We start from the raw sequence: 15,917 nt of genomic DNA on the forward strand, positions 1-15,917 counted from the left end.
GAGGGAGGACACAATGAGTAAACAGCAGGTATTTACCGGTTCACCATGGGAACCACTTGTGGGGTATTGCCGGGCCATCCGGGTAGGAAACCGGATAGAGGTAGCAGGAACGACAGCCATGCAGGACGGTGTTGTCGTGGGAGCGGGTGATCCATACGCTCAGACCAGATTTGTTTTGCAGACGATTGAGAAGGCGCTCAATGAACTAGGTGCAGACTTGTCGGACGTGATTAGAACCCGCATGTTCGTGACGGATATCTCCCGCTGGGAGGAAGTAGGCAAGGCCCATGGCGAATTCTTTGGGCAGATCCAGCCTGTAGCCACCATGGTTGAGGTAAGTGCACTCATTGATCCGCTGTTAATGGTCGAGATTGAAGCAGAAGCCATAATTGAAAATGATCCAGAAGCTGAATAAACAAAGGCTACATAGCAAGAACGGAAAATAACCTTATCCCATGTCTGTAAAAGAACAGACCGGGTAAGGTTATTTTTCAATAGGAACGTTATAGGTTTAATCGGTCTAATTTAATAAACCTGTGATAACTCTGCTTATTGAAATGGTACAATCTCTGCACCCGAAGTATCCACGACCACTTTCCATGCATTCCCGATTGGAGGCAGGCTGCGAGTCAGCATTGGACTATAGAATCCAATGACTTTTGCGTCTTTCGTCAGTTCCTCTGCTTTGATGGCCTCACCTTTTTGATTGACCAGCTTGGTATCTTCCGAAATGTTGAGGATGACATGGTCAGGCGATGTTTCGGTCAGGCGGGAGCCAGAGATCTCGATCTGGGTCCCTTGATCCTTGGTAGTTCTTACATTTTCAATGGTACCCGAAGTACCCAGAACATCTTCCGATTTCGTAACGGATTCCTTAGCAACAGTATCCACAACAGTTACGGCATAGGTCGGTGTTTGCGGTGGAAGACTCATGGTCATGATTGGTGCGTGTACAGCTTCTACAGTCATGCCAATCGTCAGATCGGTAAGTGCAATCTCCTTGCCGTCAGCAGATTTGATAACGGTATCCTCACCCAGATTAAGCACCAGACCTTCAGTGCCCGCGCCACCAATATGAATGGATGGATATTTGGTATCCGGGTTAATTCCTGTAATGACGCCGCGCTCAGTAACGTTTTTCACGTCCTCTTCACTGGAAATCGTAACTTGATTGCCGGTTGTTGTTACCTGGGTATGTAGCACCTGTTCTGCAAATGAAGCTGGTACGAACAACTTGCCATCGGTGATTTGAGGTGCTGTTCCCAAAGTAATCAGCATTTTATTGAACGAATATTGATCTTTGTCTGCCATAACTAGTGTCCAGAAGTTTCCTTTGGTTAACTCGGCCGACTTATTCTTCTTATTCCACTTCAGCTCAATGCCGAGTGCATCCGTAAGATCGCGCAGTGCAATCATGGCTTCCTTGCCATCTTTGTTCCAATAACCATCCGTGATCGCTGTGCCGTTGACAGTTACGTTTACGGATTTAGACAATGCACTATCTACAGCTACGGAGGTTGGACTACTGGACTGGGTAGTATCCAGTGTCGCAGCGTATGCCGCTCCTCCACTTAGGGCCATGGACAGGACCATTAGGGCACTTACTTTTTTCATGTTGTTGTTCATTGTTGATCTTCCCTTCTAATCTTAGATAGTTCGCGGTAAACTCCTAATTAGGGCCGCGTTCATTCTTATAGACGGAACAAACCGTCCAAGTGTTGCAGCTGAACGATGAGTCATGTAAATGGCGTGTCAGATTATTATTTGTCCAATGTGAGAATTTCCGGGTTACAGGCAGCGGGATACGGTTAATTTCAGATGAGTGGTACAACCTTTGCTCTGTTCTGTTCGCTTGGAAGTTTGAAAAAAACGCCATAACATTCAATGAGGAGAGGAATGGATCAGATGAGTGATATGTTGGTAGCGCTCTATAATTTGCCGGAGCAGGAGAGTGGATTGAAAAGACTGGAGCAGTCCTCAATCGTAATCCGAAGAGCCATTGCCCCGGAGAAACAGCTTGTGCTGGATTGGGTCAGATCGCATTTTAGCCAGCCTTGGGTGGATGAGTGTGATGTCTCCTTTGCACGCCAGCCCATATCCTGTTATATTGCCCTCGAACACGGGAAAATAATAGGATTCGCCTGTTATGAAGCGACATGCCGCAACTTCTTCGGTCCAACAGGAGTGAGCCAGGAGGCGCGGGGCAAAGGTGTAGGCACAGCTCTATTGCTCGCTTGCATGCACGCCATGAAGGCAGATGGATATGGCTATGCGATAATTGGATCGGCAGGACCAGTGGATTTTTATGCCCGGACGCTGGGTGCCGTGAAGATCGAAAATTCTACACCGGGTATTTACAAAGGCATGCTGCGGGCAGACTAGAGAGATCATGAAGCTTCCGGAAAAAGGAAGGGAGGACGAAGATGAGTACAAGTAAAATGCTGCACATCGGAATGATCGGCACCGGATCCATCTCGGATCTGCATATGAGGTGTTATGCCAAAAACGAGAACGCTATCATTTATGCCATCTGTGATCTGAACGAACAGCGCGCAACAGCCGCAGCTCAGAAATATGATGCACAGTCGGTCTACACCGATTACAGGGAAATGCTAAAGGACCCTCATGTGGATGCAGTCAGCATCTGTACATGGAACAATACGCATGCCGAATTTGCCATTGCAGCCCTGGAGGCGGGCAAGCATGTGCTGCTAGAGAAGCCTGTGGCAACGAATGTGGAAGATGCATTACGAATTGAGGAGGCCGTGAAAAAAAGCGGCTGTACCTTCATCGTTGGATTTGTGCGGCGCTACGACAACAATATGCAGATGCTGCGGAAATTTATCGATGCAGGTGAGTTTGGTCAATTGTATTATGCCAAGGCATCCATACTTCGCCGTCTGGGCAATCCTGGAGGCTGGTTCGCGGATAAGAACCGCTCTGGCGGAGGTCCTCTGATTGATCTGGGCGTACATATCATCGACCAATGCTGGTATCTCATGGGCCGGCCGAAACCTGTAACGGTAAGTGGGAACACCTATCGGAAGCTGGGTAATCGTGCTCATATCGAAGACCTCTCGTTCTACAAAGCAGCGGATTACAGTTCTGCCGTGAATAACGTAGAAGATATGGCTAACGCACTGATTCGCTTCGAGAATGGAGCTTCGCTTGCTGTGGATGTAAGTTTTACTTTGCATGCTCGCGGGGAGGAGTCCTATGTCAAATTGTACGGTGAACGCGGCGGCTTCGAGCTCGAACCTGAGACATTGATTGTTACGGAAAAACACAACACCATCCTGAATATCGAGCCGCAGACAGATCATACGGGGCTGCATATTCATAGTGCATTCCAGAATCAGATTGATCACTTTGTAGACTGCTGCTTAAACGGAACCGGACCAATCAGCCCGATTGCAGACGGGGTAGCTTCAACCAAGATGTTATGCGCAATCTATGAATCTGCTGAGAAAGGGCAGGAGATTCGTCTGGATTAATTTTATTTGCACCGTTTGATGGAGGGTTCCGATCACACAAAAGCATGCGGGTCCGCACCGTGCGGCATCGCATGCTTTTGACCGTGTCATTTGTTCATTGGAGAGTTCTCATACCCGGGGTCATCGTAGTCCGTATCCTGCAGCCTTGGCAGCACATTCATGCTCTCAATCGCTTGCTGGGTATCAGGAGTTCCGTGGTCATACAGGAAACTGTACAGCAAGGTCATACCATCCGAAAACTGTTTGGTTGCTTCGTCATGATCTGCTGATTTGTAGGGTACAGGCGCGCGCTGCAGCGTATAGGTATCGTCGTCCTCCAGCACTTTCATCAAGTCTTTCAGCCGATTTAACTGTTCATCATCCACCACGACTTCAAATGGTGTTGATTCATTCTGAGTCTGCTCAATGAGGTTATGGGTTACGGATACAAAATAATGCGTTTTACTGTCCTGCATAATCCAACCTCCATTCTAAAATGGAAAAAAGACGCTTCTACTGTTAATAAACAGCAGTAAGCGCCCTGAAACGAGCACAGCCGTTCAACCGTGCCTATTCATAAGAGTGCTCGTTTACGATCCCCCATCCATTCCCTTTGCCTTCCAACCGCCCCTGTTCGAAAAAATCATTTATCTAGATTTCATGCCGCTTAAGTAGCAGCTTATCGCCCTGCCCGTCCTGTTACAGGCACCTCGCGTGTTCCAGCTTCCATGGATCCTGAACACAGGGGGCATGGCGGCGGTCCGGCTGCAGCCCGTTTAGCTGCTTTTGCAGTAGGTACAGCGGGTTTCTGACGAAGCCATGCCTTACAGGTAGATGAACTGCATTTCCAGATCGCTACCGTCTCTGTGCGTTCAGAACGTCCTGAGTACGAAGATCCTGAACCGGATGAAGCCGGGGCAACCTGACTTCCCTGACGAATACCTGTCGTGCTGAACGCCTTATGGTTGCGAATCTGTCCGCTACCACGACGTTCACTGAGGCGATCCTCGTCACGTTCATTGTGAACGTCATGGTCACGATCGCTGTAGCTGATTGCACGACGATGTACCACATCACGGCCCTCGGAACGAGTACCAGAGCGGGCAGATTGTCCATTGCCTTTGCCATACGAAGCTGAATGGCCTGTTCGGCTATCGTCGCGCTCTTTACGTTTGTCTGGAACCTCAAGCCCGAAGGCTTCGAGCAAAAAGCGGGATACGTCTGCCGGTTTCCCATGATGACTGGCCGGAGAAGTGACGTATAAGTACTTTTTCGCCCTTGTAATCGCAACATAAGCGAGCCGTCGTTCTTCTTCTAGAGCCATATCCAGCTCCGTATCGGTCTGTTGAACTGCAAGAGCTGCCTTTTGATCTTCAGGGATATCCTGGCGCAGGGCTGTACTGTGAGGCACAATGCCCTCGCTGGCACCGATCCAGTATACGCATGGGAATTCAAGTCCCTTAGCCCGGTGGATGGTCATCAGCTGCACTGCATCGCTGTCCTGGGAGCGGCGCAGGGATTCCATTTCACGGTGTCTGCGGGAGAGCTCATCGGCAAACTCTATAAATGCTTCTACCGTTTCGAACTTTTTGGCTGCGGCTTCGAATTCGTCCAGTGTCTCCAGCATCGTTTCCTTGTAGTGGGTGAAGATGCTCGGATCGCCGCTTTCCATATATTTGTCGTAAAACTGGCGGCGCATCTCCTGGATGGCGATGACCGGTTTCATTTTGTGCAGCGACTTGATCAGCTTGATGCGTTCCTTGACCTGTTCCTGTTGGAAAGGCTTGAGCTTGTCCCATTTGGCCAGATGGATCAGCGGATACTTTTTGGCTTGCTGCTGTTCGCTGCGCTGAATCCACTCAAGCCCGGCATCACGGGATACGTAGAGTGGTCCAAGTGCACTTGGGAGAGCATCTACAGCGCGTGGATTCAGGGATAGGCGCATATGATCCATCAGGGGCCTGATGAGGGACTGGTCGTAGAATACCGGGGAAGCCCCATGCTGAACAAACGGCACATCTTTTAATACCAGCTGCTCAAACACGGCCCGGCTGCTGCTGGCTGTTCGGTGCAGGATCGCAATATCGCGATAGGTGTGCAATCCTTCCTCAACCTGCAGACAGATCTGATTCACGACCCAGGCTGCTTCCTCCTCTGCGTTCGAAGGCGTGGCGAAGCGTGGTGCGTCTCCGCGATGACCGGCTGCACGCAGCCTTTTATCCCGTCTCCGCTTGTTGCGGGCGACAAGTTCACTGCCAAGTCCGAGGATGCGTGCATCACTGCGGTAATTGATATCCAGCGTCACGATACGTGCTCCGGGGTAAACTTTATCGAATTCAAGAATGGATTCCTGGCGTGCTCCATTGAACGTATAGATCGTCTGGTCATCGTCACCCACAACCATCAGGTTGCAATGGGCCGAAGCGAGCTTTTGCACAATTTCATACTGCAGTTTATTCGTATCTTGGAACTCATCGACCATGATGTACTGAAAACGCTGCTGAAGCGGCTTCAGCACGGCGGGATCACGAAGCAGGGCTGCAGCCCGCAGCAAGATATCGTCGAAATCCATCTTGTTACGCTCTCGTTTCCAGTTCTCGTAACCGAGGAGGACCCGTTTGGCATCACGTTCCTCCTGCGATTTCTCGGGGAGGTCGGTCGTTTCGGAGCCCTGCATCTTCCATGCAGACAGCATGGACAGCAGACTTTCGGGTTGGAAGGCCTCACTCATGCCGTATTGCCGCAGAAGCATTTTAATAACGGTATGCTGGGCACGTGGTTCCCCAAAGATTTCTTCCTGGATGCCGTAATGACGCAGCAGTGTCAGGGCGAAGGAATGGAATGTGCGAGCCTGTACCGCTCGTGCAGCTGCAGGACGAATACCTGGCAATGATGCGATCCGGTCTTTCATCTCGGCAGCGGCCTTGTTGGTAAATGTCACGAGCAGGATACTGCCTGCATGAACGCCGCTGACTTCCATGAGATAACCGGCTCTGGCCGCCAGTACGGTCGTTTTGCCGCACCCGGCTCCGGCGAGTGTAAGCAGGGGACCTTTGCCGTGACGTACGGCTGATATTTGTGGCCCGTTCAGACGGATGCCTGCCTCTTCCAGTGAGCGGAAATAAGGCGCATCCTGATGGTCATCGCCCACGAGCTGCCGGCTGGTCTCCAGCGGAGCAGACGGGGACTGGGGCAGGGATGCCGCCGGAGTAACACCGAGCGGACGGGCGTAGAACGTTGAGTTCGGACTTAACATGTTTCATCCACCTCTGTATGCATTCAGGGATAGGACTATCCCGCTTAAAAGTAAACCATTTGCCCTTTTCACAATCACAATGTAAATTGGTATGATAGAGTTAGTCGCCTACATCGGCGGTTATGTCGGGCCAAAGCTTCATTATACCCGAACGTATGGTCCTGACGAAAGCCCCCGAATTCATCCAGCATCGGCAGAAAACGGGCACCACGGGCGTATGCGCAACTTTTTGGCATGATATCGTATAAGTTATATACTATGAAAATTGAAAATTTAAAGAACAAATTGCAGTTGAACCAGAAGAGTTCAACGTCTGACGGGACAGAGGAGGAGATGTCATGAAATTGCTTCAACGAATCAAGAACGGAGCGAACAAAGCAACAGAGCGTGCACAGCATGCTGTTGAGATTGGGAAATTAAACAATCAAATCGTGGGCTTGCAGCAGGAACAGGAAGTCCATTTTACAGATATGGGTCGCATCTTCTATGAGGGTTACCGTGCACAGGATATGACGCGCGCCGAAAAAGAAATGGTTGATCTGTCACACCTGTGCGATGAACTGCAGGATGAAATTGATGGTTTGCGCAGCAAAATTGCCGAACTCAAAAATGAGCGGCTGTGTGAATGCGGCCACGTTGCTTCACTGGATGCCAACTTCTGTCCGAAATGTGGACGTAAACTGGGTGAATTCAGATCCACTCCTTCAAGTACAGGTCCGGCATCTGTGCGGCAAGAAGCGGCTGTGGCTCAAAGTGCGGAACGCCCTTTCTATGAGGAAACGACAACAATGGAAGACGAAGTGGATGAAACTGAACCCTATCATACGGTAATCCCATCCATCGCAGATCTGGAGACCGAATCGGAATTCAACAGTGCCGAATTCACGCAGGAGGAGAAGGAGGCGTTTGATGCAGAATGGGAACGCCGCCGGGAAGAAGAGATGCTGCGCGAACGGGAAAGGCAGCAGGAACTCGATGAACGTATCCGTTACTGGAAAGAGAATAATCCGATCGTCAACACGGTTGACGTACAGACTGAAGTACCACGGGAGATGGTGAAATGCCAGATTTGTGCATCCGAGCTGCCCAAAGGCTCCAAATGGTGCCCACGCTGTGGTGCGGAACAGATCTGATGCAGTAGGACCACTGCCGCAGTAAGATAGGGCAGTGTGGTTGCTGACAGCATGGGGGGACGGGAATATGGACCAACTGCTGCATCATCTGAATCATCTTGGGTTTACCGAGATGGAATCCAAAATTATGGTGGAACTCGCGCGCCAAGGTTCAGCCTCCGGCTATGAGGTTGCGAAGCGCCTGGGCGTGTCCCGTTCCAATGTGTATTCCACCTTGCAGCGGCTCTCTCAGCGCGGATTTCTGCGCTGCAGTGCCGGAGAACCTGCGAAGTACAGTGTGCTGAAGCCTGAGGAGATGACTCAAATGATCTCCGGGCAGATGCGTGCTTCTCTTGAGTATGTGCAGAGCAGCATGCCACAGCATGAACCTGAGAAGCCGGTCTTTTACAATATCGAAGGTGATAAAAACGTATTCGATAACCTTAGCCGTGAACTGGCTGAAGCCAAGCATGAGATTGTCGTGGACATTTGGCGTGAGGAAGCCGAATTGCTGCATGATCTCCTGAAAAAGGCAGAGGATCGGGAAGTTAGGCTGTTATGGTCATGTGATGGTGGCGAGGGGATATTGGATCAGCCTGCACCATGGCCCGGGAATCCTCTGTACGGTAAAGGAAACGGGAGAAAGTTCTCCATTGTCGTTGATCGGCGCTGGTGCATGCTGGGGATGCGCGGGGAATCCTGTGCAACTCAAGCTGTTGTAACAGAACATCCCGTCATGACAGGATTGCTGCTCAATCATTTTGCACAGGAATTGGTACTATACGAGCTGGAACAGGATATGGGTGAGGAGCTGGAGTCCCGCTATGGACGCCGCTTTGAACAGCTGTCCGCACGTTATTGGTCTGTTCCTGCGGCAGGAGATCAGGGCTGAGTAAAGGATGCTGAGGATCTCACCTGGTTCGCTGGAACAGAGCAAATATCAGTACAATCGAAGACTATAACAGAGCAGGCGCTGCCATGAAGGCAGACGCCTGTTTTGTGTTTTGAAGTAAGTCAGTGATGTTCATCACGGCACCGCTGTCCTATTGAGTTAGAGTTAAGGTATGAAGTCATACCAATTTTGAGAAACTGGAGTTATAAGTACAGGACTCGATTTTGAATAAATGATGAATCAGCCTTTGGGAACATCATATAGAGCTTCGAGTACGCCAGTGTAATACTCTGTCCCATGGGGCACGAACTCCGAAGCATGGATTGTGCGAGTATGACGTTCCGGAGCGGGAAGCGAAGAATCCAGGGTTGAAGTCTGTTCCGCATGTACTCCAGTGGCCTGAATCGTATCCGTTTCACCACGAAACAAGGCAAGCAGATCATGCAGTGGTGCTTCATATAGGCTGTGCACTTCACTGGATTGCAGGGTGTAAGCCTCGAGTGGCTGGTTGAGACATAGGCCGTATACCGAGCTAAATTCCCGGTCCATAAATGGTACACCTCGAACCTCGCCTTGCAGCTGCTGCTTGGCAGTGAACAGGTAAGACAGGGATTCAAATGGAGCATGTACGCCCAGTTCTTCCTCCAGTTCACGACTTGCCTCCTCAAGCTGCTCACCCGCAGTGAGATGTCCCGCTGCTGTAATGTCGTAACTACCCGGGAAGGTATCCTTGATATCACGGCGACGCTGAAAAAGAACCATCCGCTGATGAACGTCGTCACGCACGATCCAGCAGTGGAATGAACGGTGCCAATAGCCTTTGGCATGCACCACACTGCGGAGCTCTGTGCCGATCCAATTTTGCTGATCATCATAAATGTCGAAACGTTCTGGGGTCATGATACGTATCTCCTTATATAGCAAGTTTTAAAGTTCAAAATTTCACAAAGTATGTTTTTAAATGAAAGGGGAACGAACGTATGGAATGCATTGTACACTTTCAGGTTATCTATCCGCAACCACAGGAACGTAAAAGTCTAAGAGGACTTATTTTTGTCGGGCAAGGTCAGGAACCGGCCAACAACCAGCTGACGACCATGTTTAAGGATATGGGATTCAACGTACGTCTCGAAGATGAAGCGCAATTGCTGTTTAAACCCGTAGATGCTTCGGCCAACTTTGAATATATTCGGGTAACTGAACTTGATACCGGGGAAGAAGTATACAAGGAAGATAAGGATCTGAAGTCGATTCTGGAGCATTTGCTGCCACGCCGATTCTAGTCCATAAGGAATGTAATAAGAGAGGATAAGTTTCTGCAGCCTTCATTTGCTCTTGGTCATAATAAAAAAAGGCCCCACCTCTAGGGTGAGACCTTTCATGTCGGAGCGGTTTCCTTACATAAAAAGGGTCTGAACAGGAGTAAACCTGTTGATTATGCGGGAGCGCCGCTGCCTTCTGCCTCCAGCTCTGAAGTACAGTGTGAACAGCGGGTCGCTGCAGCCGGTATTTCGGATAGACAGTACTTGCAAGCCTTGGTTGTTTTTTTCGGCTCGGGCTTTTTGTGCTCTTTGCTTTTAATATAATTGACGCCCTTGACGAGCATGAAAATGCAAAATGCAACAATGAGGAAATCAATGAGGATGTTGATAAATTGCCCGTAGGCGATGACTGTAGCGCCTGCCTCATTGGCTTGAGCCAATGTTGTAATTTCCTGACCGCTCGCAGTAGTCATATCCCGATCGAGATTAATGATTTTCTGACTGAAATCAATGCCTCCAAGCAGCTTTCCGACAGGGGGCATGATGATATCATTCACGAGGGATGTGACGATTTTACCAAAAGCAGCCCCGATGATGACACCGACTGCCAGGTCAATCACGTTGCCGCGTACGGCGAATTCCTTAAATTCCTTAAGTATGCCTTTCATCTCTGCAATCTCCTTTAACCAATAAATTCATAGTGTAGGCCGCGCATCCGTTATCATATTGTACAAAAAAAACACGCTCCAATCACCCCCTGTCTACAGATTAAGACATGTTTTCACAATTTCCATGAAAATACTTCTTTATTTCACGCCGCTGATTCGGTATACTTCTAACATTGTCAGTTACGTTTACACTTTTATATTCAGGTTCGCGATCATATATTGTAACGAATCTTGGAGTCAAAAATGAATTGAATATGCCGTTACTCGTATATGTGCAGGAATAGGCCTGCATGTCTCTACCCGATCACCGGAATGATCGGACTACGGGAAAGATCTGCATGATCGCTATGGTTGGGCAACCTCTTCAGTTAGTGACAAAAGAAGATGTAAGCCTAGGGTGGTTCCCCATATGGATGTTCATTATATCCATGCGCACATGCAGCATTTTATACGGCTTGTCCTGATAAGTACAAGTCCGTCTTTTCCCGTCTCCGGTTTTTCCGCAGCGTGTGAAAAGGCGGGCTTTTTGCTTTTTATCGTCGGAGATGGACATGCTGGCTGCCTGTATAGAGGGCACACAGGGGGAAGAATCTCAATGCAATTGTTAAAAGACAAAGTAAGACAGGAAGGGATTGTCCTGTCTGAGCAAGTACTCAAAGTGGATTCATTCCTGAATCACCAGATGGACCCGGTTCTCATGAAGGAAGTGGGCAAGGAATTCATCCGCCGGTTCGACGGAGAGAACATTACGCGGGTGCTTACCATAGAATCGTCCGGGATTGCACCGGGGATCATGACTGCACTGGAACTGAATGTGCCGTTGATTTTTGCACGGAAGCAGAAGTCGCTCACACTCACAGAAGACATTCTGGTTGAGAAGGTGTACTCATTTACGAAGCAGGAAACGAATGAAATTACGGTAGCCAAGAAATTCATGCAGCCTGGTGATCGTGTGCTGATCATTGATGATTTTCTGGCAAATGGTGAGGCGGCCTTTGGTCTGGCGCGCATCGTTGAGCAGGTCGGAGCAGAAGTGGTCGGTATCGGAATCGTCATTGAGAAGGCATTCCAGCCGGGAGGCCGCTTGCTTCAAGAAGCAGGATACCGCGTGGAATCGCTGGTTCGCATTGGGGCCCTGTCGGATGGACAGGTCACATTTGCGGATGAGGAGGGCTTGAACTAATATGGCACGCGAGCGCATTTTTCAGCGGCACCGGCATCCTATCAAAACGTTCTCGCTTGGTCTGCAGCATGTCCTTGCGATGTACGCGGGTGCGGTAGTTGTACCACTTATTGTTAGTAATGCATTAGGCTTCACTCAGGAACAGCTGACGTATCTTATTGCGATTGACCTGCTTGCCTGTGGTGTAGCAACACTCCTTCAAGTATGGGGGAATCGATATTTTGGAGTTGGACTGCCCGTTATGCTCGGCTGTGCGTTCCAGGCGGTATCTCCAATGATCCTGATTGGTCTGAACAGCGGGGTGTCTGCCATTTACGGGGCGGTCATTGCGTCAGGGATTTTTGTAGTGTTATTCTCGGGGCTGTTCGGCAAACTGATCCGTCTGTTTCCGCCGGTTGTGACAGGCTCGGTCGTGACCATTATTGGTCTGACACTGATTCCTGTAGCATTCAGAGATCTGGGAGGCGGTCAGGGATCGGAAGACTTCGGAAGCGGGACGAATCTGCTACTCGGCTTCGGTGTATTGGTGTTTATTATTCTTATGACTCGTTTCACGATAGGATTTATCCGTTCAATCGCCGTTCTGGTCGGTCTTCTTGCCGGTACGGTAGCAGCCGGGTTCATGGGTGAGGTTAATTTTGCCCCGATTCGTGAAGCAAGCTGGTTCCATATGGTGAAGCCATTTTACTTTGGTACGCCAACGTTTGAGATTGTTCCTATCTTGACGATGATTCTGGTGGCCATTGTGAGCGTAGCTGAATCGACAGGCGTATTTATGGCTCTTGGCAAAATATTGGATAAGGATCTGTCCTCCAAGGATTTGGCTCGGGGGTATCGAGCGGAAGGGCTCGCAATCGTACTTGGAGGCATTTTCAACTCGTTTCCATATACCACCTATTCTCAAAATGTAGGGCTTGTACAGATGACCCGTGTTAAAACTCGGGATGTCATTGTGGTAGCAGGCGGCTTGCTGGTTGTGATCGGATTCGTACCGAAAATTGCAGCACTCGCACAGCTTGTACCCGGTTCTGTATTGGGCGGAGCGATGGTTGCGCTATTCGGGATGGTGGTTTCATCCGGTATTCGCATCATTGGCAGCCAGGTCGATCTGAATCGGCATGAGAACCTGTTTATTATCGCTTGTTCCGTAGGCATGGGCTTGGGAGTTACCGTTGTGCCTGAACTGTTCGCGGGTGCACCGGACTGGGCACAAATTATGCTGGGTAACGGAATCATTGCCGGCAGCTTTACCGCGATCTTCATGAATTTGCTGTTTAATGGTCTCGGAACCAAGGCGACAGCTGCGAAAATGGCTGAGAAGCAGGCAGATGCGATTCTTGGAGAGACGGAGAAAACAGCATAAATATGTAGATCTGGTTAGGTAGTATCCGGAATGGATGCTATGTTAACTCACAAGATGAATAAGTTATGTGATGAATGAATGAAGGTAATGGCATGATTAATTCACGGAATAAATAATATACCATCTTAACATCCGGATCGCTGCACGAGTGCAGTGATTCGGATGTTTTTGTTTTATTTTAGGAGTAATGCTACAGATGTCTCATCTGTTTCTCAGCAAAGTCCCCTACCCAAGGCAGTTTCAGCCATTTTCCCTGCAAGCTGGTGACGACCATGATAATCCAAACGACTACGCCCAGCAGTGATAACAAGGATGCGACGAGAGGTCCGAATAGAGGCAGAAATGCCGACAAAACATGGCCGATCATAATCATGCCAAAGACAGTAACGGATTGAAGAGCGTGAAACAGTACAAACCGGCTGCGTTTCTCCACGGCCAGGAAGACGATTCCACCTACAAAGGTAAACAGATAACAGAGCATGCCGGCGATATTTTCATCCAGACCGCTTGAGGATTTCATGGGGGACATCCGGTCCAGCCTCCTTTGTCCTTTTTCTATACGTTATGAAGAAGGTGGACAGAACTGAACCGGGTTTAATGATGAATGTTACGAGATAGAGCATAAGACACGGAAACTTATGGGGACTATAGGAGGAAAAGCGGGTTGGACCGTGCATTCAACTTATATGGAAAACAAGGGCGCACCAGCCATAGGTAATGGCGTGATGTGCCCCGGTCATGTTTGCGAGATATTCAACAGGCTTAAACGAATCTAAAGATCTTTTCGTTGAAAGTTTCTGCGTGGAGAAGTAACTTTGCCGATTTTATCGGTATCGTTCTCTTTGGGTACCAGACGTTCGTCCGTGCGGCCTTCGTGATGATTCTCAAACATGTACTCGGTCAGCTTCCATTCCGATTTGCCCAGAACCGGATCAGCCGGGAAATGTTGACCACGGTGCAGATGTTCCTCGCGACCCGCTTCATTGATGTAAACTCCGTCGACTTCCACCTTTTCATGCGAAAGGGGCAGCATATCCTGTTCTTTGCGGTCCATGAAACAGCGCCTCCTTTGATACCAGTAATTTAACTGTATGAGTTGTCCGTGATAATATCCCCCGAATAGTTCCGTGTTATGCTGGATAGAATTAATTCCGTACAGAAGGGACATATTCATAAAATATGATTCGGGATTAAACTTTTTGGGCGTAAAAACCGTTATAAATAATAAGCAAAATCGTCAAGTCGTAACATACTCCCGAATATGCTACAATAAGATTATGATTCAAACCGAATCATATCGGGTATTTATAGTGTCAGGTACTTGCTTTCAGCGAGGTTCCCGACCTAAAGCTTGCTTTAAGCCGCGCACACAACTTCATGGATGGCATTTAAGACTTATTCGGCGTTCTCTAAACGGAGCATTCACTTTCAACGTTTTGGGAGGGAATTACAATGGCAACGAAAGGTCACAATGAGGTCAAAGAAAGTTTGAGGGAAATGACTCGGATTTTCCGTCCTAAGGATCCAAAAAAATTCGTGAAGGAGTACGTGAGAAAATACCGGATTACGGGTGGATATGAGGAAGAATTGACTTCTGTGGTCGAGCATGAGCTTGTCAAGATGGATTCTTCCGTGTCCTGAAACACATCATTGAATTATACTGTTCCGATATGAATAGAACCGTCTCCCGGGCGATATGCTCCGGCAGACGGTTTTTTTTGCTGTCCTGAGATTTACTCGTGAAATGAAAGGACATGAAGCATTGCGTCACTTTTGGGCTGTGTGGCATTTCTTCTGCATATACATGGAAGTACACATAGGCAGGAAGGATGAATGCATGTGGACCCTATTTTGAAAACGAGAGAAGAGATTGGCTACATGCGGGAAGCAGGCCGGATTCTGCGAAGCTGCCACGAGCATATTGAACAATGGCTTACCCCTGGCATAACCACAGGTGAGATCGACAGACGGGTAGAGGCATTTCTGGCCGAACGAGGGGCCACTCCGGAGCAAAAGGGATATAAGGGCTATCCGTATGCAACTTGTGCTTCAGTGAATGAAGTTGTCTGTCACGGCTTCCCGGATGAACGGGAATTGGCTGCAGGGGATGTTGTGACCATTGATATGGTGGTAAACAAGGATGGCTGGCTTGCTGACTCGGCATGGACTTACGGAATTGGCGAACAACGCAGATCCATTCGCAAGCTGATGAAACGCACAGAAAGGGCCCTCCACCGGGCTATAGCACAGGCAGTACCAGGAAATACGCTGGGGGATATCGGCAACGCCATTGAACGGACTGCGAGATTGTACCGCTATGGCATTGTTAAGCCCCTCATCGGTCATGGGATTGGGCAGTATATCCATGAGCCACCCAACGTACTGCCTTATGGTAAACGCAGGACCGGCATGATGCTTACGGAAGGTATGGTTATTACAATTGAGCCCATATTTACGAGAGGCAGTTCAGGAGCCGTGTTCTGGGATGAAGATGGATGGACGGTCCGGACGGTCGACGGAACATGGGGAGTCCAGTATGAACATACAATTGCGATAACCCGAGATGGACCGCTTATACTAACCGATGGATCGTAAGTCCTTTGACTAGGCAGGTTAGGTTTGTTCAGATGGTCGTTTAGGAGTGAAGCCAACATACAGGGTCAGACGCCAAAGCCAGTTCATCGATGTGAATCCGAACAGAGTGCAGG

The 15,917-nt window shown here is 49.2% G+C and carries 17 protein-coding genes and 1 riboswitch; of the genes, 10 read left to right on the forward strand and 7 right to left on the reverse strand.

Going from position 1 to position 15,917, the window contains the following annotated elements; all coding sequences use genetic code 11:
* The first annotated feature begins 13 nt into the window (after nt 1-13).
* A complete protein-coding gene (locus F4V51_RS02820; RefSeq protein WP_153976765.1) occupies nt 14-415 on the forward strand; it encodes a RidA family protein in 402 nt (133 codons plus the stop codon).
* Between the two features lie 134 nt (nt 416-549).
* On the opposite strand, the gene F4V51_RS02825 is transcribed toward F4V51_RS02820, so the two are convergent.
* Entirely contained in the window at nt 550-1,626 is a 1,077-nt protein-coding gene (locus F4V51_RS02825) for a copper amine oxidase N-terminal domain-containing protein (RefSeq protein WP_153976766.1), read from the reverse strand.
* A 279-nt stretch (nt 1,627-1,905) separates the two neighbouring features.
* Between F4V51_RS02825 and F4V51_RS02830 the strand changes: the two genes are divergently transcribed.
* Entirely contained in the window at nt 1,906-2,382 is a 477-nt protein-coding gene (locus F4V51_RS02830; RefSeq protein WP_153976767.1) for a GNAT family N-acetyltransferase, read from the forward strand.
* A gap of 41 nt (nt 2,383-2,423) precedes the next feature.
* Complete coding sequence (locus tag F4V51_RS02835) at nt 2,424-3,494, forward strand: Gfo/Idh/MocA family protein (protein ID WP_153976768.1); 1,071 nt, start codon at nt 2,424-2,426, stop codon at nt 3,492-3,494.
* Nucleotides 3,495-3,580: 86 nt separating this feature from the next.
* Here the strand turns inward: F4V51_RS02835 and F4V51_RS02840 are convergent, their stop codons facing one another.
* Nucleotides 3,581-3,949, reverse strand: coding sequence for a hypothetical protein (locus F4V51_RS02840; RefSeq protein ID WP_153976769.1), 369 nt, complete (start codon nt 3,947-3,949; stop codon nt 3,581-3,583).
* A 203-nt stretch (nt 3,950-4,152) separates the two neighbouring features.
* Complete coding sequence (locus F4V51_RS02845) at nt 4,153-6,729, reverse strand: UvrD-helicase domain-containing protein (protein WP_153976770.1); 2,577 nt, start codon at nt 6,727-6,729, stop codon at nt 4,153-4,155.
* A 338-nt stretch (nt 6,730-7,067) separates the two neighbouring features.
* Here F4V51_RS02845 and F4V51_RS02850 point away from each other — a divergent pair, with 338 nt between their 5' ends.
* Both F4V51_RS02850 and F4V51_RS02855 read left to right on the forward strand, forming a co-directional pair.
* Entirely contained in the window at nt 7,068-7,862 is a 795-nt protein-coding gene (locus tag F4V51_RS02850; RefSeq protein WP_153976771.1) for a zinc ribbon domain-containing protein, read from the forward strand.
* A 67-nt stretch (nt 7,863-7,929) separates the two neighbouring features.
* Complete coding sequence (locus F4V51_RS02855) at nt 7,930-8,733, forward strand: TrmB family transcriptional regulator (RefSeq protein WP_153976772.1); 804 nt, start codon at nt 7,930-7,932, stop codon at nt 8,731-8,733.
* A gap of 240 nt (nt 8,734-8,973) precedes the next feature.
* On the opposite strand, the gene F4V51_RS02860 is transcribed toward F4V51_RS02855, so the two are convergent.
* Nucleotides 8,974-9,633 (reverse strand): NUDIX hydrolase, encoded by a 660-nt coding sequence (locus F4V51_RS02860; protein WP_153976773.1) that lies wholly within the window; start codon nt 9,631-9,633, stop codon nt 8,974-8,976.
* 80 nt (nt 9,634-9,713) lie between these two features.
* On the opposite strand from F4V51_RS02860, the gene F4V51_RS02865 reads away from it, so the two are divergent.
* A complete protein-coding gene (locus F4V51_RS02865) occupies nt 9,714-10,016 on the forward strand; it encodes a hypothetical protein (protein WP_095291879.1) in 303 nt (100 codons plus the stop codon).
* Nucleotides 10,017-10,168: 152 nt separating this feature from the next.
* On the opposite strand, the gene mscL is transcribed toward F4V51_RS02865, so the two are convergent.
* Entirely contained in the window at nt 10,169-10,663 is a 495-nt protein-coding gene (mscL, locus tag F4V51_RS02870) for a large conductance mechanosensitive channel protein MscL (RefSeq protein WP_095291881.1), read from the reverse strand.
* Between the two features lie 244 nt (nt 10,664-10,907).
* Nucleotides 10,908-11,007: riboswitch (purine riboswitch) on the forward strand.
* A 251-nt stretch (nt 11,008-11,258) separates the two neighbouring features.
* Here mscL and F4V51_RS02875 point away from each other — a divergent pair.
* Nucleotides 11,259-11,846, forward strand: coding sequence for a xanthine phosphoribosyltransferase (locus F4V51_RS02875; RefSeq protein WP_153976774.1), 588 nt, complete (start codon nt 11,259-11,261; stop codon nt 11,844-11,846).
* Between the two features lies 1 nt (nt 11,847).
* Nucleotides 11,848-13,209 carry a nucleobase:cation symporter-2 family protein gene (locus F4V51_RS02880; RefSeq protein ID WP_153976775.1) on the forward strand — a complete coding sequence of 454 codons (1,362 nt, stop codon included), beginning with the start codon at nt 11,848-11,850 and terminating at the stop codon, nt 13,207-13,209.
* A gap of 190 nt (nt 13,210-13,399) precedes the next feature.
* Here the strand turns inward: F4V51_RS02880 and F4V51_RS02885 are convergent, their stop codons facing one another.
* Complete coding sequence (locus F4V51_RS02885) at nt 13,400-13,738, reverse strand: DUF4870 domain-containing protein (protein ID WP_153976776.1); 339 nt, start codon at nt 13,736-13,738, stop codon at nt 13,400-13,402.
* Nucleotides 13,739-13,981: 243 nt separating this feature from the next.
* A complete protein-coding gene (locus tag F4V51_RS02890; protein WP_153976777.1) occupies nt 13,982-14,263 on the reverse strand; it encodes a transposase in 282 nt (93 codons plus the stop codon).
* A 398-nt stretch (nt 14,264-14,661) separates the two neighbouring features.
* On the opposite strand from F4V51_RS02890, the gene F4V51_RS02895 reads away from it, so the two are divergent.
* Together F4V51_RS02895 and map are read left to right on the forward strand one after the other, a co-directional pair.
* Nucleotides 14,662-14,850, forward strand: coding sequence for a hypothetical protein (locus F4V51_RS02895; RefSeq protein ID WP_017690840.1), 189 nt, complete (start codon nt 14,662-14,664; stop codon nt 14,848-14,850).
* Between the two features lie 192 nt (nt 14,851-15,042).
* Nucleotides 15,043-15,804, forward strand: a complete 762-nt coding sequence (gene map / locus F4V51_RS02900) for a type I methionyl aminopeptidase (RefSeq protein ID WP_153976778.1) — start codon at nt 15,043-15,045, stop codon at nt 15,802-15,804.
* Nucleotides 15,805-15,917: the final 113 nt, after the last annotated feature.

It is taken from the genome of Paenibacillus xylanilyticus, from assembly GCF_009664365.1.
Taxonomy (GTDB): domain Bacteria; phylum Bacillota; class Bacilli; order Paenibacillales; family Paenibacillaceae; genus Paenibacillus; species Paenibacillus xylanilyticus_A.